General features: G+C 61.1%; 17 protein-coding genes. 4 read left to right on the forward strand and 13 right to left on the reverse strand.

Annotation, left to right across the window (positions count from 1 at the left end):
- Positions 1–6 precede the first annotated feature (6 nt).
- The 7 genes from SFUM_RS01735 to lpxK all read right to left on the reverse strand — a co-directional run bounded on the left by SFUM_RS01735 (position 7) and on the right by lpxK (position 9,478).
- Complete coding sequence (locus SFUM_RS01735) at positions 7–462, reverse strand: flavodoxin domain-containing protein (RefSeq protein WP_011697213.1); 456 nt, start codon at positions 460–462, stop codon at positions 7–9.
- 72 nt (positions 463–534) lie between these two features.
- Positions 535–843 (reverse strand): hypothetical protein, encoded by a 309-nt coding sequence (locus tag SFUM_RS23445; RefSeq protein ID WP_011697214.1) that lies wholly within the window; start codon positions 841–843, stop codon positions 535–537.
- A 280-nt stretch (positions 844–1,123) separates the two neighbouring features.
- Positions 1,124–2,458 carry a sigma-54 interaction domain-containing protein gene (locus SFUM_RS01745; protein ID WP_011697215.1) on the reverse strand — a complete coding sequence of 445 codons (1,335 nt, stop codon included), beginning with the start codon at positions 2,456–2,458 and terminating at the stop codon, positions 1,124–1,126.
- A gap of 515 nt (positions 2,459–2,973) precedes the next feature.
- Entirely contained in the window at positions 2,974–5,889 is a 2,916-nt protein-coding gene (locus SFUM_RS01750; protein ID WP_011697216.1) for an Hsp70 family protein, read from the reverse strand.
- 280 nt (positions 5,890–6,169) lie between these two features.
- The gene (locus SFUM_RS01755) at positions 6,170–6,985 is read right to left on the reverse strand and encodes a DUF2760 domain-containing protein (RefSeq protein WP_150109403.1); all 816 of its coding nucleotides are present in this window, start codon (positions 6,983–6,985) and stop codon (positions 6,170–6,172) included.
- Between the two features lie 182 nt (positions 6,986–7,167).
- Positions 7,168–8,127: a ribonuclease FAU-1 family protein gene (locus SFUM_RS01760; RefSeq protein WP_011697218.1), complete on the reverse strand. Its 960-nt coding sequence runs from the start codon at positions 8,125–8,127 to the stop codon at positions 7,168–7,170.
- Between the two features lie 205 nt (positions 8,128–8,332).
- Positions 8,333–9,478, reverse strand: a complete 1,146-nt coding sequence (gene lpxK, locus SFUM_RS01765; protein ID WP_011697219.1) for a tetraacyldisaccharide 4'-kinase — start codon at positions 9,476–9,478, stop codon at positions 8,333–8,335.
- A gap of 520 nt (positions 9,479–9,998) precedes the next feature.
- Here lpxK and SFUM_RS01770 point away from each other — a divergent pair.
- The 4 genes from SFUM_RS01770 to SFUM_RS01785 all read left to right on the forward strand — a co-directional run bounded on the left by SFUM_RS01770 (position 9,999) and on the right by SFUM_RS01785 (position 12,869).
- Complete coding sequence (locus tag SFUM_RS01770) at positions 9,999–10,811, forward strand: TIGR02757 family protein (protein WP_011697220.1); 813 nt, start codon at positions 9,999–10,001, stop codon at positions 10,809–10,811.
- Between the two features lie 218 nt (positions 10,812–11,029).
- On the forward strand, positions 11,030–11,275 hold the full coding sequence (locus SFUM_RS01775; protein ID WP_011697221.1) for a glutaredoxin family protein: 246 nt from the start codon (positions 11,030–11,032) through the stop codon (positions 11,273–11,275).
- A gap of 7 nt (positions 11,276–11,282) precedes the next feature.
- Positions 11,283–11,615: a ferredoxin-thioredoxin reductase catalytic domain-containing protein gene (locus SFUM_RS01780; protein WP_041439582.1), complete on the forward strand. Its 333-nt coding sequence runs from the start codon at positions 11,283–11,285 to the stop codon at positions 11,613–11,615.
- Positions 11,616–12,335: 720 nt separating this feature from the next.
- On the forward strand, positions 12,336–12,869 hold the full coding sequence (locus SFUM_RS01785) for a Ros/MucR family transcriptional regulator (protein ID WP_011697223.1): 534 nt from the start codon (positions 12,336–12,338) through the stop codon (positions 12,867–12,869).
- A 509-nt stretch (positions 12,870–13,378) separates the two neighbouring features.
- On the opposite strand, the gene SFUM_RS01790 is transcribed toward SFUM_RS01785, so the two are convergent.
- The 6 genes from SFUM_RS01790 to ilvD all read right to left on the reverse strand — a co-directional run bounded on the left by SFUM_RS01790 (position 13,379) and on the right by ilvD (position 18,983).
- Positions 13,379–13,909, reverse strand: coding sequence for a hypothetical protein (locus SFUM_RS01790; RefSeq protein ID WP_150109405.1), 531 nt, complete (start codon positions 13,907–13,909; stop codon positions 13,379–13,381).
- Between the two features lie 112 nt (positions 13,910–14,021).
- On the reverse strand, positions 14,022–14,501 hold the full coding sequence (locus tag SFUM_RS01795) for a universal stress protein (protein ID WP_011697225.1): 480 nt from the start codon (positions 14,499–14,501) through the stop codon (positions 14,022–14,024).
- Positions 14,502–14,547: 46 nt separating this feature from the next.
- Positions 14,548–15,216, reverse strand: a complete 669-nt coding sequence (locus tag SFUM_RS01800; RefSeq protein WP_011697226.1) for an endonuclease III domain-containing protein — start codon at positions 15,214–15,216, stop codon at positions 14,548–14,550.
- Positions 15,213–16,226, reverse strand: coding sequence for an AmmeMemoRadiSam system radical SAM enzyme (gene amrS / locus SFUM_RS01805; RefSeq protein ID WP_011697227.1), 1,014 nt, complete (start codon positions 16,224–16,226; stop codon positions 15,213–15,215). Before amrS ends, SFUM_RS01800 begins: the two co-directional genes overlap by 4 nt.
- A gap of 178 nt (positions 16,227–16,404) precedes the next feature.
- Positions 16,405–17,292 (reverse strand): class I SAM-dependent methyltransferase, encoded by an 888-nt coding sequence (locus tag SFUM_RS21240; RefSeq protein ID WP_049766255.1) that lies wholly within the window; start codon positions 17,290–17,292, stop codon positions 16,405–16,407.
- Positions 17,293–17,309: 17 nt separating this feature from the next.
- A complete protein-coding gene (gene ilvD / locus SFUM_RS01815; protein WP_011697229.1) occupies positions 17,310–18,983 on the reverse strand; it encodes a dihydroxy-acid dehydratase in 1,674 nt (557 codons plus the stop codon).
- Positions 18,984–19,856: the final 873 nt, after the last annotated feature.

Here is a 19,856-nt window from a genome sequence, read left to right on the forward strand (position 1 = left end):
AAATGCCTATGCCTTGGGTGCCGCCGGACCCAGTTTCGCGGCAATCTGCCTGCCGTAATCCTCCGCGGTCTTCGCCGCTCCGCTCTCCGATGCGGACTTCACCCTGAGAGGACCCCCGACCATCTCCATGCCGAAGAGATTCTTCATGGTATCGAAAATTCTTCCGGGGGCTTCCCCGCTCCACCCGAAGGCCCCGAAACTCCCGCCGACTTTCCCTGCGAGATTGAGATTCTCGAGTGAAAACAAAAAAGTTTTCATGGACTGCATCATTTCACCGTGATAGGTCGCCGATCCGAGCACGAGCGCATCGAAATCGTCGGTCTTGAGTCCCTTGAAGCCGGCCTCCGTGACGTTCAAAAGCACGGGTTCGACGTTTCCCGCACGGAGTCCCTGCGCAATCAGTTCCGCGATCTTGCGGGTCTGATTCAGGCGCGTCGCATACACGATAAGTGCCTTAGCCATCGTTTTTCCTCTCTTTTGTCGGCGCAGGCCGGTGTCTCGCTTCCGGTCCGTTCGAAAAAGGCCTGCCTGGTTTCATTTTGAAGCGGTCCCGGCCGGTTTTCCGCGGGACTTCCCGCGGCCGCTATTCCGTGCGCTTGCCCCCCGACCGGAAGGAGCGCGCGCTCCGCGGAGCGGCTGTTCCGGTCCCGAGGGTCCCTGCCGCGCGTGGAGCTCCCGTTCCTCCTCGGCGAGTCTTCTGATCTTGAACGCCGAATCCCGCAGCACGCCGCAAAGCACCCCGCAGCCGCGATCCTCCCGGGTCCGATCCCCTTCGTCGGCGATGCTTATCATCTTCTCGACCAGTTCGAGCGTCCTCTCGATGAACACGTCACCCGGCCTCATGCCTTCGCTCCGTCTCCTCCTGATTGCAGTTGTGTGTTCCTGCGCGTTTTCCAATAAAGGCAAGTTGCGTGCCGGGACAATGCGTCTTGTGTGAAAAATAAATTCAATGATTTCGGTGAGCTGCGTTTGGCGGGCCGGGAATGACGGTCGGAAAGGGCGGATGGGTGAGACACCTTCGAGACACTCGACAAGGAACGGGAAATCAGCCTCATCCTGCCTTCCACGGCCGCATCGGCGAAAGCGGACAATGTCTCGCAATGTCTCCTGAGACACAACTGTATCATGGGACGTTTTCGAAATCGTCCAGGAAACGATAGAGCGTGGCACGGCCCACCCCGAGGAGCCTGGCTGCCCGCGCTTTGTTGCCCCCGCTCTGTTTGAGGGCGGCGGCAACGGAGTCCCGGTCGAGTTTGCGCGCGGGACCGGGCTTGCAGATCGGCGCGGTTCGCGCCAGTTCGAGCGGCAGGTCGTCGACGTGGAGGGTCGAGCCCCTGGATTTGACCAACGCGAAATAGACGGCGTTTTGAAGTTCCCGCACGTTTCCGGGCCAGGAATAGTCCATCATGGCGGCCAGGGCGTCTTCGGAAAGGACGGCCGATTTTTGTCCGCGTTTCACGGCCTGTTCAAGAAAGTGAGCAGCGAGCAGGGGGATGTCGTTCTTGCGTTCTCTCAACGGCGGTATGCGGATCGGCACGACGTTGAGCCGATAATACAGGTCTTCACGGAAGTTGTGGGATTCCACTTCCTTTTTCAGGTCACGGTTGGACGCGCTGATGACCCTTACGTCCACGACGATGGTCGATTCCCCGCCGACGCGTGTGAAAGTGCCTTCCTGGAGCACGCGCAGGAGCTTGACCTGCATGAACCTGGGAAGCTCCGAGACCTCATCGAGGAAAATGCTGCCGCCGTGGGCCAGTTCGAAACGTCCCTTCTTGTCGCGAATGGCGCCGGTGAAAGCGCCCTTGACATGTCCGAACAATTCGCTCTCGAGCAGCCCTTCGGGCAGCGCGCCGCAGTTGACGGGAACGAACGGCCCCCCGCCCCGGTGGCTCTCGTTGTGAATGGCTGCCGCCGCCAGTTCCTTGCCCGTTCCCGTTTCACCGGAAATGTGCACCGGGAAGTCATTGGTGGCCAGGTCGCGGATCTGGTCGAACACCTGGAGCATCTTGTGATCCTTCCCGATGATGCCCGCGAAACTGTTGATTTCCCCCAGGCGCAGCTTCATTCCGAAAAGATCGGTGAGATCGCGGAAGGCGGCCAGGACTCCGAGGAAACGTCCATCTTCGTCGACCATGCCCGTGACGGACATTTCGATCCGCCTGGGCTCGCCCTTGCGGGTGAGGATGTTGACGACGTAACTCTTGTGATCGATGAGGTCCGGGCTTTCACCGCAAAAGGAGCAGCGCTGCCCGCAGAAAGGCGATCCGAAAACCTCGTGGCAGTCCCTGCCGATCACCTCTTCCCGCGCATACCCGGTGATGTTCTCCGCCGCGCGATTAAAGAACAGGATCCGCCGGTTCCTGTCGTGCGAGATGATCCCTTCCATCAGGTTGTCCAGAATGTGTTCCAGGTTCCTCTTGTCGGCAAGGATTCTGTCAAAGGCACGATCGCTCATCACACCCTCATTTCCGTGCGGATTGTCGGCAGACGGGAAGTAGTCGGAAAATAAAGGTATTCATGCCTCGCCTCCTGTGCAGGGGGCATGGCCGGTTACCTTTAACCACCCCTTTTCCAATGGTGGTGGAGTAAGGCGAGCATCATGCGGAATTCCCCAATAGACACCGTTCGTGGGTGACGCCGCGGTCACGGAGAATTGCAGGGAAATTGCCTGCTCTCGTCTACGAGGTGCCGCTCCAGGCAAGACAATTATCCAGTAGCATCGATTCTCGATGTCTCACGGGTGAGGCACGACCCTCACGAAAAACCGAGCGCGCAACGCTCCGACTACGCGCCAAGGGCAGGTGATCGGCGACGCCTCTCGTTCTCGATGCCTGGAGACCGTTCTCGCCCCTCCTGATCCTGCCGGGTCCGTGAAAAACCCTGCATAGATATCTAATACCGGATGAAAGGGACTGCAAGCCGATGGCAGAGAATGCGCGTGCGGCAAGATGGGCGGCCACGCGCGGATTTTCACGGCTCGACCGTCTCCGCCCCCTCCACCACGATGAGCCCCGAAGGCAGCGATTCGCCGTAGAGCCATTCACGCTCCGTTCCCTCGAGGTCCGTACGGGCATCGTTGACGAGCGCGCGCAAGTGGCTCGTCCCGGGAATCGACTCGAGACGGCGGAGTACTCTGTCGCGGTCCGCGCGATCGAGGTCCCGGGCTCGGTCGCCCGTGAGCCTCGAAAGGGAGACCAGGGTTCGGGCAAGGGGCTGGGTGGGCTCGAGGTCCAGGTCGAGGAGGGCGGCCAGCCAGAGAGCCGCTTCTTCGCGGGGCACGGTTTGATCCAGAGGACCGTAGAACGGGACGCGTGCCCCGAACCGGGCGAACGTCCAGAGTTCCTGGGGCCGAGGGGCGCCTCGTTGGAGCCGTCGCAGCATGAGACGCCCGAGGCTTGTCTTGACGGCGGCCGGCAGCCGTTCGAGGTTTGCAAGCATCATCCAGGTCTCGAGTTCTTCCTGGACCGTCCGGGGAGCGCCTCCTTTGCGCGTGGTCCCCTTTTTCCGTTGCTCCTCGAGTTGGAGCCCGGGGAGCACCTCCTGGCAGATGCGCTGTTGTTGGCCGGCGCTGAGGCCCCCGGCCGCCCGTCTCCAGAAGATCCACCATTCGGAGCGGTTCTGTGGTTGCCGAGCGAAGCTCAGTCCCGCGGGATACAGCTTCCAGGCTTCCTTTGCGCGCCACTCGTCGAGCGGGTCGCCGTATCCGGGACGCAGGCAGAACCCAAGCAGGTTCAACCAGCGCGCTTCGTGCTGCGCGGTCAGGGAACGCCCCTCCCGGTCTTCGAGCAAGGCGTCGGCCAGCTTGCGAACGAGCGATGCGGGCCATCTCTCCCGCTTCACTTCGAAGATCTCCACCAAGTCCTTCACCAGCCGTTCGGGAGGGCGCAGAGTCCTCCCGGCGCTCCTTCGGAAAACCGCGGCAATCGCTGCCCCGGCCTCGTCGATGCGGCCCGCCTCGAATGTCTCCCCGGCCGGCGACGGCCGGGTTTCATCCTCGGCGTTGTGCCGGACGTCGAACTGAAGCTGCCAGCGGTGAGGACCCGATGTCGAACGGCACCAAAGCTCCAGGGTGCCGATATCGGTGAGATGAACCGCAAGGCGCACCGGAAGTGCTGCCGCTGAGCCTTTCCGTCCGTACCTCAGCGCGGTGCGTATGGGAGGCAGCACCGTGAGCTCATGATTCGGCAGGGACAGGATTTCGCCGGGGCTGTCTCCGATGCGGGTGCTCGAAGCCAGCACCCCGAAGGAAACCGGTTGATTGGTGCGCACCTGGAATTCGGGCCGTTCAAGCTCGGCTTCGTACCCTTCCTCCGCGCCTCTCGGCAACAGGCACACGGCGGTGCGGTGTCCTTCCTCCACCGTCCGGTCCCCTGGCGGGGCGACCTCGACGTAGAACGTGCGCGGACTTCCCGCCCCGACCCGGACTCCCCGCCCCAATCTTACCCGGCCGTAATAGGCCGCTCCGATCGCCACGGACAGGTCGGGTCGCGGGTTTTCCAGCTCGACGGGCGACCATTCATCGCCGGCTTCCGCTCTGAACCACTCCCGAACGACGCGCAGCAGGCGGTCCCGGATGGTCTCCGGGATCAATGCTCCGCCGTTGAAAAGCAGGAAATCGGGATAGAGCCGGCTGCGTCCCGTTTCCCGGAGCAGAAGCGGGCGGTGCCGCCGCCAGAATGCCGCCATGTGACGCGTCACGGCCGGGTCGCCGACATAGGGGAGTCCCCCTTCGGACAAAACCGCCCCGGCGGCCGGCGGCGAAACATCGTCCAAGTTTGTGAACGGAAAGAAACCGTCGAGGGTCAGCTCCTTCACCGTTTCCCGGCTGAGAGTGGCCGTGAGGGTCCCGGCGATGAGCCTGCCTCCGGAACCGACGATGGTGAGGTCCACGGAATCGGGGGCGCTTGGCCGTCCGGCGGGCGGGCCGGCGCTCTCAACCGTTCCGAGCAGCGTCTCCTTGGCTTTCCGGCAATGGTGCCACAACTGCTGCCACCTTCTCGAATCGAGCCGTCCCGTGCCGCCCTGCATGACTTCCTCGACATGTCGCGCCAAGGCAAGGTCCATGTTGTCGCCGCCCAGCATGAGGTGCTCTCCCACGGCCAGCCGGTCGAGCCGCAATCCCAGCGCGTCTTCGCGGATGGCGATCACGGTGAAGTCCGAAGTCCCGCCTCCCACGTCGCAGACCAGGATCAACTGGCCCGGGCGCATCAGGGTGCGCCAGTCCGCCTCGTGCTTCCACAGCCAGGCATAGAAGGCCGCAAGAGGCTCTTCGATCAGCACGATCCGGCGAATCCCCGCCTCATGGGCCGCCCGAACCGTGAGCTCGCGGGCGACCTCATCGAAGGACGCGGGGACGGTCAATACGACCAGCTGTTCTTCCAGGAAGTGCTCCTCGCGCCCATGCGCCATGACCTCGTTCCATGCCTCCCGGATGTGGAGCAGGATTCGAGAGCTCGCCTCGATGGGCGAGATGCGGTCGAGGTTTTCGGCCGCGCCCCAGGGCAGAATCGCATGGGTGCGGTCCACCCCGCCGTGGCACAACCATGACTTGGCGGAAGAGACAAGGCGGCCGGGCACAAGGGCTCCCTGTTCGCGTGCGAATTCGCCCACCGCGTAAGAACGCTCAGGCGCCCACGGCAGGGCCGTACTCCCGGGGGGAAGCTCGTAGGGGCCCGGAAGATAAAGAAAGGAAGGCAATACCGGACGGTTGCCGAGTTCTCCAGGTGCAACCAACTGAGGTATCTCGAGAAAACGAACGGCAGCGTCGTCTGCCCCGCTCGCCGACAGGTCCACGTAGCCCACAGCCGAATTCGTGGTCCCGAGATCGATTCCGATGATATATTGAAAGGAAGGCGTTTCCGCTTCCATGGACGCATTCGCCGTCATACGCCAAGACTTCCGTATCACTTCACTTGATTTATCGATTTCCCCGCGCGCCGGGCGAAACCATTCGCACCGAATCTCCCCGGTGCCGGTCTGAAACTGTCGGCGGCAGGATTCCTGCCGGCCGTTTATCCATCCGAGCCGGAGCGAAAGGCTCCGGTCTGTCCGAATTCAAGCTGTTTTCCCGCCTTCGGCATGAATCCGCATCGCGATTTGGAACGCAACCCCGCAAAAGGCATCTCCCGAAGCAGGGCTTTCGCGCATCCCGCGGTGCGATGGGCCCTCAGGGAGCAGTTGCGCCGATTTCGACCTCGGCGGGAGCGAGCACGGGCTCTTTGTCCCGCCCCGCGGCGGCTTTGGGAAGCCGCACCTTGACCGCCTTCCAGCCACGGTGACGCAGTATGCCGTGAAACGGGGGGTTCCCCGAAACGTTCCCGGTGAGGCGAACGGAATTGACGTCGAAATCCGGAGGGACCGCCACCTCGCTTCCTTCACTTTCGTCGAAAATGGATTTCATTTCGACGTATTCGGCCAGCGCCCGGTTGCATCCCTGGTGGACGCTCCGCGCCACGGCCCCAATCTGCGCGTCACCGTAAGGGCTCAGATCCTCCTGGAGGAAATCGATGAAGCGTCCCTTACTTTGAAGGCTGGACAGCAACTGGATCACCGGCTGCGGAGACGGTTCCGCAGCGGGAGAGGGAGCGGCGGGCGCCGGTCTGTCGGTTTTTGGCTCAGGCTTGTCCGTCTGAGGAGCCGGGGAGGGAAGGACGCTTTGAGCGGCGGCCTCCACTCGCGCGACAAGGCTTCTGCCCTGGGCCATGACGAACACCCACAGGATGAACGTCGCGACCCCTCCGACACCGAGCACCACCAGTGCGACGTAGGTCCTGATCTGGGTGAGGAACTGGTCCAGCGAGGCAAAAGCGGAGCGGGCGTCCTCGGGCAACGCCGTTCCCCCGGGTTTGAGAAAGGGGTCGACCCACTGGCGCAATCCGTCAACGGTCCTGTCCGCCATGAAGTACAGCAGCCCGACAAGCACGGCGTTCCAGAAGAAACAGGTCAGCAGCGACTGAACGCTCCAAATGCGTTTCGCCCTCATGAATGATCCTCCGCGTGCGAATGAATAACGACGACAGCGATCGTTTCAGCAACAGGCCGGGACCGCGGGCTGGCGACCGCCGTGTTGCATTCCCTGAATTCCGAAGTTGGGTTTCTCGACGCTGGAACCGTCTGTTGCCCGACAAGCCCGGCGACGAATTTGGGTGCATCTCGATGGACGCTTCACCCCGCCAGCGTCTGCATGAGCTCCCCCGCCACCGCCATGGCCTTCGATTCGAGAGCGCTGCCGATGGCCCCCCGCCGGGACAGCAACGCCAGTTTCTCACGATCCAGCAACCTGGGTCTTCGCCCCGCCTTCTTCACGACATCGACCTCGAGGTCCAGGTACCGGGCACCGTAGGGGTAGAGCTCTACCGGGGTGTTGACGTTATAATACTCTCCGATGAGCTTGTCATCTTTGGTGTAATAAGCATGTTTGACGAACCAGGCACCTTCCCTGATGGTGGTCAGTCCGTAGTCTCCGGCCTGGATGGGCACATCGAGGCCGTCGTAGGTGCCTCCCTTTGAAAAGGAGCGCCTGAAGAGGATGGACTCCGGGGTCGCGTTGACCAGCACCCCCTCGCGCGGCCGCATGGATTTTCCAGAGGGCCTCACGTGTTCGACCCTCACCACCCCGGCCTTTTCCAGGGGCGCGAGGATTGCCTGCAGGAAAAGGTCCTTCTCCAGCTCGCCTTTCTTCTCGGGATGCAGGGAGAGGGTCCCTTCGGCGCGCTCGAGCGCGGTGCTGTCCACGATCCGCAGTCGATGATGCCGCAGCAGGGTGGGCGTTACCGCATAGCGGAGTTGGTCGAGCGCTTCCTTGGAAGCGCCCGGCAGCTCCATCCGGGCGCTCATCAGGCCGTCGTCGGAATCGTCCTGGTCCAGTTCGACCAGCACCGCATCGAGCAGATGCTTTCGGATGCAGTCCAGCAAGCGGCAGATGGACTCCGCTTCGCCGAAAATGTCCAGTCCCTGGAAATCGTCTCGATCCATGAGCAGGACATCGTGGGTTTCGTCGCAGGGTTCGATGGAAAAGCGCTCGCGGATTTTGACGGACGGCTCGACCACGCGGTGTCCCGAATCGAGGAGAAGCTTGGTCAAGGCGGTACTGTAGATGCTCCGAATCTTCGCTCTGATGGTCATGGGGTCCTCCAACTCACGGAATGCAAAGAATCGTGTGCTCCATACTCCGGCCGCGCATCAACTTTATCAACTTCCACGGAGAGCATATTCCTACGGCTATTCATAAGCACTCTCAGGCAGTCCGAAAAGGCCGCGCGGGCACTTTACGCCTGATGCGCCTCGGACCCCTGCGGCGCACAAAGGCAACATTCCACCGGGGGCGCCCTCATTCGGGCATCGCTTGCCGTCCACGGGTCTCCCGATCCAGGAACCGGCGGAAGCGCGTCTCGTCCTCTCCAAAGTCGATTTCCAGGTCGGGCACGCACACCACGCGCCGCAGAAATCCGGGAAGCCGAACGGCGTCCTTTTGAGTGGTGATGAGCAAGTCAGCCGAACAGGCACGGACTGCGTCGAACAGGGCGGCGGTATCGCGGGCCGTCGGCCGGTGATGGTCCGGAAAGGCGAACGCCATGCGCAGGTCGATCTCCAGCGCTTCGAGCAGAGAAAAGAAGGACTTGGGGTCGGCGATCCCCGCAAAAGCCACGGCAGGCCGTGCGACCATGCTCCTCAAGGGAACGACGGCTCCCCCCAGACCCGCGTGGAACCCCCTCAGTATGTGCTGTGCCGCAAATACCGGCTTGTCGGGAAAGGCTTTGTCGAGTTGCGCGCGAGTGCGCGCGACAGACTCCGGTTCGACGGCTCGAGTCAGGACGATGGCGTGCGCACGCGCCAAGTGTGCCTTGGGTTCGCGCAATGGTCCCAGGGGCAGCGTGAAACCGTTTCCGAAGGGATTTGACGCATCCAGCAGGACGAGATCGAGATCCCGTTCGAGCGCATGATGTTGAAAGCCGTCGTCAAGAATGACGAGATCCGCCCGGGAAGATTCGATCGCAAGGATTCCGGATTCCCATCGGTGCTTTCCGACATATACCGGCGTGTCTCCCAGTTCGAGTGCCAGCATGGCCGGTTCGTCGCCGTACTCGAGCGCCAGGACGGACAACTCGCCCGAGGAAGGCACGCGGCCCGGGGCGCTCCCGCTTCTCCCGTATCCTCTGCTGAGCACCGCGACTCTACGGCCCCCGTTCTTGAAATATCGGGCGAGCCACAGGGTAAGGGGCGTCTTGCCGGTTCCTCCCACGGCCAGGTTCCCCACGCTGACGACGTATGCGGGCAGGCGGCGTCGGCGGAAACGGGATCGCCGCCGGTCCATCTCGAAGCCTGCCCGGTAAGTCATGGAAGTCAGCTTGATGGCGGAAAGCAGGGGACCTCCGCGAAGGGTCTCGGGGGCCGAGTACCACAGTCGCCGCACGCGGGCCGAAAGCCGTCTGATGGCCTGAAAACGCCCCGTGCCGAGGATGATTGACGTCTGCATGTGCCTTCCTTCAACGGTTTTCGACCGGGCATGTTTCCGAAGCGGATGCAGCGCGTTTCTGTCGCCCCCGCTCCGGGGGCCGCCGTGTTGCAGGGGGGTACGCGCCGGTCACGTTCGCCCTGCGCCGCTGCAATGCGACGGTCTTCGGAGCCCGCGCCCGGCTCGTTTCAACCATACCACAAAGGTTCGATGCGACAGGAGAGAAAAGCTCGCAAGCATGTGCCGGTGCATCGGCTAGGAAAAGAGGCGGGGATGTGATATTTTGGAACAGGCCGCGGCTGAAGAAAAAGAGGTCCTCCGGGAAGCCAGCTTTTCCGGGGTCCGCCGCGGCGAGGCCCTCGCGGGAATGGCATGCGTTTTTCGCCCGTTTTGAAGGGGCTTGAGTCGAGGGAATTCATGACGACCGCCAAAGGGCCGCTGAAGGGCCGTTTCCCGGGATAAGGCGGGTTGCTCCGGCGGCGCCGTCACGGGGGTAAGGGAGCAACCGGACGTAGCGGATGGCGCCGCGAGACGGAGAAGCATGAGTCGGCAATACATCGTTCGCGGTTCCCTGCATTTGGGCCGCCTGTCGGAGTCGAAACCCGGGAAGGCCGCATTTGACGAACTGTACGATCGTTTCAACCGGCGGGAGTACGTCCATCCCGACCCGGTGGAATTTCTTCATGAGTATGACGATCCGCGGGACCGGGAAGTGGTGGGAATCGTTGCGTCCGCGCTCGCTTATGGCCGGGTGAGGCAGATACTCGGGAGCGTTGCCGAGGCGCTTCGGAGGATGGGGGCCTCTCCCGCGGATTTCGTGCGATCGAGTTCCCCGGGGTTAATCAGGAACGTTTTTGAGGGCTTCAAACACCGTTTCACCACCGGGCATGAAGTCGCCTCGATGCTGATCGGGGTGAAAAGGATGCTGGAACGTCACGGTTCCCTGGAGGACTGTTTTGCCTCTTTTCGCAAGAATGCCGATGAGACGGTCCTTCCGGCCCTGTGTGCTTTCGTCGGCGAACTGGACGGTTCCCCCGGGTCGCGGAGCATGTTCCTGCCTTCTCCCGCAAGAGGGAGCGCCTGCAAGCGTTTCAACCTGTTCTTGCGCTGGATGATCCGCCGCGACGAGGTGGATCCGGGAATATGGACTGCCGTACCCGCTTCCCAACTGGTGGTTCCCGTGGACACTCACATGCACCGCATCGGACGCGCACTTGGCTTCACCGTGCGAAACGGCGCGGATCTCAGGACCGCTCTCGAAATAACGGACGCTTTCAGAACCATCTGCCCGAGCGATCCGGTACGATACGATTTCGCATTGACACGGATCGGGATTCTCAACGAGAACTCCTGACCGGGGACAGTGGCGCTCGCGTCGTCGCATGATTAAATATCGGGTGCGCCTCGTCCCGCTGCGGAACGGAATCGCTCCCGGGAGCGAACACGCGGAGGACAAGCAAAAATGCCCGGGGCTTGGCCGCCGGTTTATGGGAAGGCCGCGTCACAGGCGTTGGGAATGATTCCCGCGGTGACGCACAACGACATATCATGACGAAAACGAGGAGATCGAAGATGGCGGATTGTGATGTCATGCTCTACGCGCTCAGCACCTGCATTCACTGCAAAAACACCAAGGAATACCTGGACGGTTGCGGGGTCAAATACGACTGTGTCGAAGTGGACAAGCTTGAAGGCGATGAAAGGAAGAACATCATCGAGGAAATCAAGAAGGTGAATCCCAGTTGTTCCTTTCCCACGATCATCATCGGGGACAAGATCATCGTCGGTTCAGGAAGGAAGAAATCAAGGAGGCTCTGAATCTGTGATGGATAAGGAACAGCTCTACGAGATGTTGGAACGGGCCCAGGAAGCCAAGGGGTACTACTTCAACAAAGATCGGAAAAAGGTCCTGGAACTTCTCGAAAGCCTCTTGATCAACCGGGAACGGTACGGGTACATGGCCTGTCCGTGCCGCCTGGCATCCGAGGACCGCGAGAGGGACAGGGACATCATCTGCCCGTGTGTTTATCGGGAGCCGGACGTCGCGGAATTCGGGAGCTGCTACTGCAATCTCTACGTATCCCGGGAATGGAACGAAGGGAAAATTCCCGAAACATACGTCCCGGAGCGTCGTCCCGTGGAGAAGATGCTCTTTTAGGACGAAGCGGGCCTGCGGTTCCGCAAAGCCCGCCGCCCATCTTACGGCTCCGATCCGGCCCGGATCGGGGCCGTGTCGTTTGGTGCGCCCCGTTCCAATACGCCATCGGCGTGGGAGCGGGAATGACGACCCGCCGGTTTGCAGGCCTCCCGCCATGAAGCATTGAGCGAGGCCGCCCTCGTCATGGGGGCGGCGACTTATACGGATTTACCTAGAAAATAGATTCCCGGGTGAGTCTGTTTTCATGCTTCGCGGGTGTCGCAGGGGGCATGGATAATTGCGTTCAAAATGATACTCTAAAAGCGTGGGGGACGTATCCCCCACACCCTCTCGCCGCTTCGCGGCTCCGAAACTTGGGGGGGCGGGGGAATCATTCCCCCGCTCTTTTGTGCTTGAAAGATCCATCTTGAATGCAACTTCGTATTACGGGGTGCCGCCGAACAATTCACGCCAGGGCGTTCAAAAGCAGGCAAGCATTCTCTCAGTCATCACAAGGACTGGCAGGGGTAACCCCTGTCCATGCGGAGTGAATGTAGGGGCCGGCGGGATTTATTCCCGTCCGGCCCCGAAATGGGTACCATTATCAACGCAGGCTGGTATCAGTTCGTTAAGAATTTATTAAATGCTTATCTTTACAAAGGGTGGGTAAGTTATCATATTATATCAATGACGATGGTCCCGTTTAGTCCTATAGCGAGGTTCACTCAAAGGAGACATTCCATGGACAAGAAATTGCTGGAACTTGCGGTGGAAATAGTCCAGGCACAAGTTTCCATCGGCAAGATGACAGGGGAGGAGATCGAATCGGTTCTGGTCAGGGTATACAATGCGCTGCACCGGATGAGGCGCGCCGAGGAGGAAGGGCGTCCGGTGGCCATGGAGGAAATCGGGTACGGAGCCGCCGACGAACACGAACCACCGGGAAAGGGCGATCCGCGCGACTCGATCCAGGAAGACCAGGTCATCTGCATGGAATGCGGCTCTCAGTTCCGGCAACTCACCGCCAACCACCTGCGCACGCATCAACTGACGCCCCGCGAATACAAACGCAAGTGGGGGTTCCCGCTCAAGCAGCCGCTGGCTGCCCGTGTACTGACGAAGTTGCGCAGCCGTTCCGCAAAGAAGCGGGGTCTGCCCCAGAAATTGCAGCAGTACCTGGAAGACCAGCGGCGCAGAAAAGGCCTCGCCACCCCCGAAATGCACGAAACAACCAAGCGCAGGCCGGGAAAGTCGGTGAAAACCGGCAGTGCGTAGGGAGCGTGCGGGTCCCACCCGGGAGTGCGGGGAGAAGTGCGACGTCCCTTCGAGCTTCCGTGAGGCGGGGGCTCACAACGCAACGTCCAGATCATTCCGGATATTCATGCGAATCGTCATGAGCCGAGGGCTCGCAACGCATTATTGAAATGTGTCATGACAGGGCATCTTCGAAAGAAGGCTGGAGCTCGGCAGGCGGAGCGTTTCCTGCCCGAATGACGGTTGCATCTTCCCACAGGCTGTCATTCCCCGGGGGGCATCCTCGAAGCGTGAGAACCGGGCCCGTGGCGAAGTGCCCCGAGGCCGCCCGGCTTATACCTACCTCTTCGCGTTCAAGATCACACGACACCGGTTGGCCGGGCTGTGCGGCCGGTCGGTCACGCCATGTTCCCACGCCGCAGAGATCGTCCGCAAGGGGGCGCAGGCCGGACACCTGCAAGGCCGGACACATCCAAGGGGAGGATTTGACGCTCTCCCGTCCATATTCCCATCGGGAACGCGAGCTTGGGTTATTTTTCCGTGCAGGGACATTCGGAACCGGTCGAGTGAACCTCTTTCAGTCTGCAACCGCTCTTGTCATGAAGGCTTTCCAGTCCAAGTCGGTATGACCTCGTATCGAGCAGCGTGTTGATCACTTGTCTCTGGGTCGCAGGCTTCTCGGCTTGAAACAGCCCCATCTGCGGCTCGCACAGGAACCACACGCAGACGTAGGGCCGTTCGTCCCTGGGGAGCAGGCATCCCCCGGAGGTCAGATATCGGCAGGCTTCACCCGGGGTCCTGCGAGTCTGGCCCGGAGGGACAGGTTTGCCGGTTCCAAGGAGGTAGAGGAGGTCGGCGCGGTTATAGAACACTTCCCGGCCGTCACAGCAGGGGTTCCCGCAGGACGGGCAGGTCTCCCTGCAGTAACGGTCCATGAGCGTGTCCAGCGCTTTGATATTAAGGGAGATCTCGTTTGCGACGGCTTCAAGAAGGCGCCTGTGCGCGGGGTCGATCTGCCCGGCCAGGGTCCTGACGGCATCCTGCCAGCATTCGTCGGTCATCGGACGGCGAAATTCGGAAGACTCCTCGGTCCTTGTGATCGGCACAGGGCAAAGCCGATGAAAAGGGAAGGGGGGTCCGGCTTCGCGGCCCCTCAGGCGTGTCGCGGGCATGTCAGGGTTCCTCGATGAAATCGTGTTCAATGGGCCGCACCACCAGAACCGGGCACCGGGCCCGATTGATCACGTCCTGCGCGACGGTGCCGACTGAGCCGTTTGCCGACGCGGCGTGCCCCTGGCTCCCCACAACGATGAGATCGATCGAATACTCCCCGGCCGCACTGACGACCTCCTCCACCGGTTCGCCCTTGCGAATCAGGAATTCCGCCTCGACTCCCGCCAACTCTTCTTTCGACACGAACTCCCGGAGGTCGTTTTCCCGATCCTCCATCAATTTCCTGAGAGCCTGCAGGAAGTCACCCTTGTAGCCCTTGCTGCTCAATTCCTGCAGGGCATCCATAATGCGCTGATTGACCGTGTGCAGAAAGCACAGCCGGGCCCCGAGACTGTGGGCGAGGGTCAGACCGTACCGGACCGCTTCGGCTGAATTCCTGGAGAAATCGACAAGAACGAGTATTTTCCCGATATCGACCATCTTTTCCTCTCTCGATGGATTGCCCGACGCAGGCTGTGCCGTTCGATCATCCGGCCGCCGTTCCCGCACGGAGACCCTCGAGCGGGCAACCGCCGCAACGCGGGGTTTTCCGGCAGAACAGGTGTCCGGTCCGCACCAGCAGGGCATGGAGCTCCTGGAAGAGACCGACATCCGGTTCGAGGCAATCCATGAAAAACCCCCTGAGCTCGTCGTAGCTCGGGGACTCCTGCACCCATCCGTGACGGGAGAATACCCGGTGGGTGTACGTGTCGACCACGAAAGAAGGCTTATGGGCGGCGTAGAGCACGATGCTGTCGGCGGTTTCGGGACCCACGCCGCGGATGCGAAGCAACTCGGAACGCAGCGTGTCGGTATCCTGGGCGAGAAATCCGTCGAGGCCCGCGTGCCCTGTTTCGCAAACGTGCCGGCAGAAGGCCTTCAATTTGCGGGCTTTCTGGTTGTAGTAACCGGAAGAGCGGATCAATTCGGCGAGAAGCGGTTCCGGGACTGCGCACAAAGCCTCGAAAGACAAGAGCCCATGATCCCGCAGGTTTGCGACGGCACGCGCCACGTTCTTCCATGAGGTGTTCTGAGTGAGGATCGCACCCACGATGACCTCGAAGGGGGTGTCCGCCGGCCACCAGTTCTGGGGGCCGAAGAAACCGTGGAGGCGATCGAAAATCAACCGGATGAGCCCGTTTCGGTCGGTCATCATCTGATTCCAACGCCGTGCAGGAGCGTCCCGCAGTTGACGCACGCACCCTGCGAAAGCTGCTTGCGCCCGATGGTGAAGCCGAAGCGGTCGATAAGCTTGAGGCCGCAGTTCCGACAGAAAGTGTGCTCACCCTCATCACCGGGAATATTGCCCGTATAGACGTACCACAGCCCGGCCTCGATCCCGATGCGGCGGGCCCGCCGAAGCGTCTCGACGGGAGTCGGGGGGACATGGGTCATCAGGTAGTCGGGGTGGAACCGGCTGACATGCCAGGGGGTCTCGGGACCCAGCTCGACCAGGAAGCCCGCCAGCGACTTCAATTCCTCGTCGCCGTCATTGAGGCCCGGAATCAACAGGGTGGTGACTTCCAGCCAGATCCCGCGCTTTTTCATCCGTTCGAGGGTCTTGAGGACCGGATCGAGCCGGGCTCCGCACTGTTCCCGGTAAAACGCGTCGTTGAAGGCCTTGAGGTCCACGTTCGCAGCGTCCAGAAAGGGCGCGACGGCCTCGAACGCTTCCTCGGTCATGAAGCCGTTGCTCACGAACACGTTGCCGAGGCCCGCCGCGCGGGCGCGCCGGGCCGTATCCAAGGCGTACTCCATGAAAACGGTCGGCTCGGTATAGGTATAGGAAATCGTTGCGCACCCATGCTGCCGGGCGCGCTCGACAACGACCGCCGCCTGTATGTCTTCGCCGAAGATGGTCCGATGATCCCGGGGCGCCTGGGAGATGTCCGCGTTCTGGCAGAACCGACATTGCAGGTTGCAGCCCGCCGTGGCAATGGAAAAACTGGTGGTGCCCGGGCAGAAGTGGAACAGCGGTTTCTTCTCGATGGGATCGATGTGCAGCGCGATGAGCTTTCCGTAAACCAGGCTGTACAGCTTGCCGTCCCGATTTTCACGGACTGCGCACTTGCCGCGCTTTCCAGGAAGGATGCGGCAATGGTGGGGACAAAGAAAGCAAGCGGTCTCGTTCCCATCGAGCTTTCGGTAGAACATCGCCTCCTTCATGACGTCTCCTGTCGGTTCCATGGCGCACGGGAACCCGTCAGGCAGCCGCGACGGGATCGCCGGCGGTACACTGCGTCCGACTTCGCCGGGCATGGAAGAAGGGGGCCTTTCCCGGACGCAATACGAGCCTGAGCTCAAGACGATGATCGCGGGGCAGGCGGAGGGACTGCCCTCGCCCCTACCGATCGGATATGGGGGGCCGGCTTATTCTCATTCGCCCCGCCGTTGAAGGTGGATGGAACGCCCCTGTTCCGTCGAGGCCCGGGGCAAAGCGGCAAAATCCTTTGTCCCCGGCCAGGGAACGCCAACATGAGGCTCTGGCCCTGCTCCGGTCCATCCTCGAGGTCACCTCTGCAAACAGCGGGGTCTGGATCGTTTGCATGGGATAAACCATGTCGACCCGCATGCCGATGAAATGTCCCAGGGGATGCCACTGCAGGAGGCGCGACCGTTCCAGGAAGCGCACGTATTTCAGGAGGCCCAGGGGAAAGGAGAGGCAGGTTCCCCACCGCACGGGGACCGAACCTGCCAGCGCCCGTTCCACAAGATGCCGCAGACGGTACACGCTGTAGAACCTCGCATGATCGTAGAAAGAACGTTTCCAGAGCCTTTGCGCACAGAGCTTGAAAGTCTCGAGCGAATATCGGTTGGCGGCGCCCAGCAGCACATGCTGCCGGGCAACTCGGAAGGCTTCCCTGAGCGCCGCCACCGGGTCATTGACGTATTCGAGTGTGCCGATGAGCGCCACAGTGTCGAATTCGTTATCGTCGAAAGGCAAATCCTCCGCGAATCCCTGGCGCAACGCAACCCGGGGAGCCAGCCTGCGGCGCGCGATTTCCAGCATCGCCGGCGACGCATCGATGCCCGTCACAATGTGCCCCTCCCGGACAAGCCGCTCGAGGAAGAGCCCGGTTCCGCATCCGACTTCCAGGACCCTCTGCGGAGTCAGGGGGCGCCACAGTCTCAGCAGGAGTTCCTGCTCGATGAGAAGTGCAAGACGTCCCGCGGGAGTCTGGGACAACTCCTCGACCATCAGGGCATCTTCGGGGCGAAACACGTATCCCACGGATCGCTCCACTCCCGCTATTTGTCCTGTTCCGTGCGAAGGACGGCTCCCGTCGATCCGGAGGTCACCATGTGCGCGTAACGGGCAAGGTAGCCCTGAGTCATCCTGGGCGCAGGGGCCTTCCATTTGTCGCGACGCGCCTTCAACGTCGCATCGTCGACCATCAGCTCCAGCCTCTTGTTGAGAATATCGACCAGGATTTCGTCTCCTTCCTCGATCAGAGCAATGGGGCCTCCCACCGCCGCCTCCGGAGACACATGACCGATTGCGGCTCCCTGGGTGCCTCCGCTGAAGCGACCGTCCGTGATCAGGGCCACATCCTTGCCCAGTCCCATGCCGATGATCGCGGCGGTGGGTGTGAGCATCTCCTGCATCCCGGGACCGCCTTTGGGGCCTTCGTAACGGATCACCACCACGTCCCCCGGCTTGATCTTGCCATCCAGGATTCCGCCGGCCGCATCCGTTTCGCTCTCGAACACCCGCGCCCGGCAGGTTCTTTGAAGCATTTCCGGCGCGACGGCGGACTGCTTCACCACTGCGCCCTCCGGTGCCAGATTGCCGTAGAGAATCGCAATTCCGCCTTCATTGTGATACGGATCGCTGATCGGCCTTATGACGGTCGGATCGGTGTTCTTGCTGCTCTCCAGGTTCTTGCCGACCGTCAGGCCGGTGACCGTCATGGCATCCCTGTGGATGAGGTCGCGCGCCAGAAGTTCCTTCATCACCGCCTGCACGCCGCCTGCCTGATCCAGGTTTTCGAGGAAATGAGGGCCCCCCGGCCGCAGACTGCACAGGTGAGGGGTGCGGGAACTGAGCGTATTGAAAAGCCCCAGGTCCAGGTCGATCCCGGCTTCGCGGGCGATGGCCGGAACGTGAAGCACCGTGTTGGTCGAGCATCCCAGAGCCATGTCCACCGTTATGGCGTTTTCGAACGCTTTCTGAGTCGCGATCTGCCTGGGTCGGATATCGGCCTTGATGAGTTCCACAATACGCATGCCCGCAAGCTTGGCAAGGCGCATTCTCGCACCGGTGACCGCCGGAATGGTCCCGTTGCCGGGAAGCGCCAGGCCGAGGGCCTCGGACAGGCAGTTCATGGAATTCGCCGTAAACATTCCCGCGCAGGAACCGCATCCCGGGCAGGCGTAATCCTCCAGTTGTTCCAGCTCTTCCATGGTGATGGTACCGGCCTTGAAGGAACCGACGGCTTCGAATACCGAGACCAGGTCGACCTGTTTGTGCCCCGCACGCCCGGCCAGCATGGGACCCCCGCTGATCAGAATCGCCGGTATGTCCAGGCGCAGCATCGCCATCAGCATTCCGGGGATGATTTTATCACAATTCGGAACGGCTACCAGACCATCGAAAGGATGAGCCATGGACATGATCTCTACGGAGTCGGCGATCAACTCGCGGCTTGCCAGTGAATACCTCATCCCCGCATGATTCATCGCGATGCCGTCGCACACCCCGATGGTGCTGAACTCGATGGGTGTCCCGCCGGCGAGACGGATCCCCGCCTTCACGGCTTCTGCAACCTTGTCCAGATGAATGTGGCCGGGAATGATCTCGTTGGCGGAGTTCGCGACTCCGATCAGGGGCCGATCAAGCTCGGTTTGAGTGTATCCCATCGCCTTGAACAGCGATCTGTGCGGTGCTTTCTCAACGCCCTTCTTCATTAGATCACTTCGCATCGAATTGTCCTCCTCTACGGTCTGATTTATTCGTCATTCGACGTGTGTATTATTAGTTACTGTATTGTCGAGGGAAATGGCAAGGGAAAAGGCAATGAAAGGATCCCGCCCGACGGGCCGGATGCATCGCGCAGGCAGTCTCTGCTCTTCGCGCCGGATCATCATCCTGCCCGTTCAGGTGGGCCGCTCGTTTTTCTTTTGCATCACCGAAAAGCGAAGCCATGCGCCTGGCGTGGGACGATATGCCCGGGCGCCCCAATCGCTCTTCTTTCGCGTCACCCTGCACGGCAGTTTTCATACCGGGTTGCCTCGGGAAGGCGTAAAGCCCGTACCTTGTAACTCTGACAGGGACATTGGTCCGCATGCTCGGGCGGGCACGGCTCTGATCCCCGCTCCGCTCATCGATTCGCAACGCAAGCACGAGCATGCAAGGGCGGGCAAGGTCTTATCGTGCCCACGGTTTTTCATTCGCAAAATCACACAAATGAATAACCGGCCTCGCTTCACCCTCGCTCAACCCCCTTCCGTACACCATCAGCGAAACGGAACCTGGCCGAACCCATGACGCACCCATCAGGTGTTCCCTTTCTCAACCCATGCAGTATTCAATTACTCGTAAAGCAGATTTCCAAATCAATGGATTCAAAGGCGATTTCATTGGAATCTTCCGCCTTTTCTGTAGAACAACTACGCCTTTTCTACTTTCCTACCAATTAATGTACAGTATTCTTCATCCAAAAATGCAGGATTTACAGCATTTACGCATACAGTGATTCTTTCTATCGTATTTTTCATGAGTTTTATTCGTAAAATCAGAAATCACGGAATGAATCTCACGATCCAATGGCTGCTGTGGAGCGAGTTCTTACATAA

The sequence above is a fragment of the Syntrophobacter fumaroxidans MPOB genome (assembly GCF_000014965.1).
GTDB lineage: Bacteria > Desulfobacterota > Syntrophobacteria > Syntrophobacterales > Syntrophobacteraceae > Syntrophobacter > Syntrophobacter fumaroxidans.

What these genes read in the sequence shown, in the direction of transcription:
- SFUM_RS01795 (WP_011697225.1), bottom strand. Translation starts at nt 14,501, where the DNA reads ATGGTCGATATCGGGAAAATACTCGTTCTTGTCGATTTCTCCAGGAAT.
- SFUM_RS01775 (WP_011697221.1), top strand. Translation starts at nt 11,030, where the DNA reads ATGGCGGATTGTGATGTCATGCTCTACGCGCTCAGCACCTGCATTCAC.
- ilvD (WP_011697229.1), bottom strand. Translation starts at nt 18,983, where the DNA reads ATGCGAAGTGATCTAATGAAGAAGGGCGTTGAGAAAGCACCGCACAGA.
- lpxK (WP_011697219.1), bottom strand. Translation starts at nt 9,478, where the DNA reads ATGCAGACGTCAATCATCCTCGGCACGGGGCGTTTTCAGGCCATCAGA.
- SFUM_RS01745 (WP_011697215.1), bottom strand. Translation starts at nt 2,458, where the DNA reads ATGAGCGATCGTGCCTTTGACAGAATCCTTGCCGACAAGAGGAACCTG.
- SFUM_RS01800 (WP_011697226.1), bottom strand. Translation starts at nt 15,216, where the DNA reads ATGATGACCGACCGAAACGGGCTCATCCGGTTGATTTTCGATCGCCTC.
- SFUM_RS01780 (WP_041439582.1), top strand. Translation starts at nt 11,283, where the DNA reads ATGGATAAGGAACAGCTCTACGAGATGTTGGAACGGGCCCAGGAAGCC.
- SFUM_RS01750 (WP_011697216.1), bottom strand. Translation starts at nt 5,889, where the DNA reads ATGACGGCGAATGCGTCCATGGAAGCGGAAACGCCTTCCTTTCAATAT.
- SFUM_RS01755 (WP_150109403.1), bottom strand. Translation starts at nt 6,985, where the DNA reads ATGAGGGCGAAACGCATTTGGAGCGTTCAGTCGCTGCTGACCTGTTTC.
- SFUM_RS01785 (WP_011697223.1), top strand. Translation starts at nt 12,336, where the DNA reads ATGGACAAGAAATTGCTGGAACTTGCGGTGGAAATAGTCCAGGCACAA.
- amrS (WP_011697227.1), bottom strand. Translation starts at nt 16,226, where the DNA reads ATGAAGGAGGCGATGTTCTACCGAAAGCTCGATGGGAACGAGACCGCT.
- SFUM_RS01735 (WP_011697213.1), bottom strand. Translation starts at nt 462, where the DNA reads ATGGCTAAGGCACTTATCGTGTATGCGACGCGCCTGAATCAGACCCGC.
- SFUM_RS01770 (WP_011697220.1), top strand. Translation starts at nt 9,999, where the DNA reads ATGAGTCGGCAATACATCGTTCGCGGTTCCCTGCATTTGGGCCGCCTG.
- SFUM_RS01760 (WP_011697218.1), bottom strand. Translation starts at nt 8,127, where the DNA reads ATGACCATCAGAGCGAAGATTCGGAGCATCTACAGTACCGCCTTGACC.
- SFUM_RS23445 (WP_011697214.1), bottom strand. Translation starts at nt 843, where the DNA reads ATGAGGCCGGGTGACGTGTTCATCGAGAGGACGCTCGAACTGGTCGAG.
- SFUM_RS01790 (WP_150109405.1), bottom strand. Translation starts at nt 13,909, where the DNA reads ATGACCGACGAATGCTGGCAGGATGCCGTCAGGACCCTGGCCGGGCAG.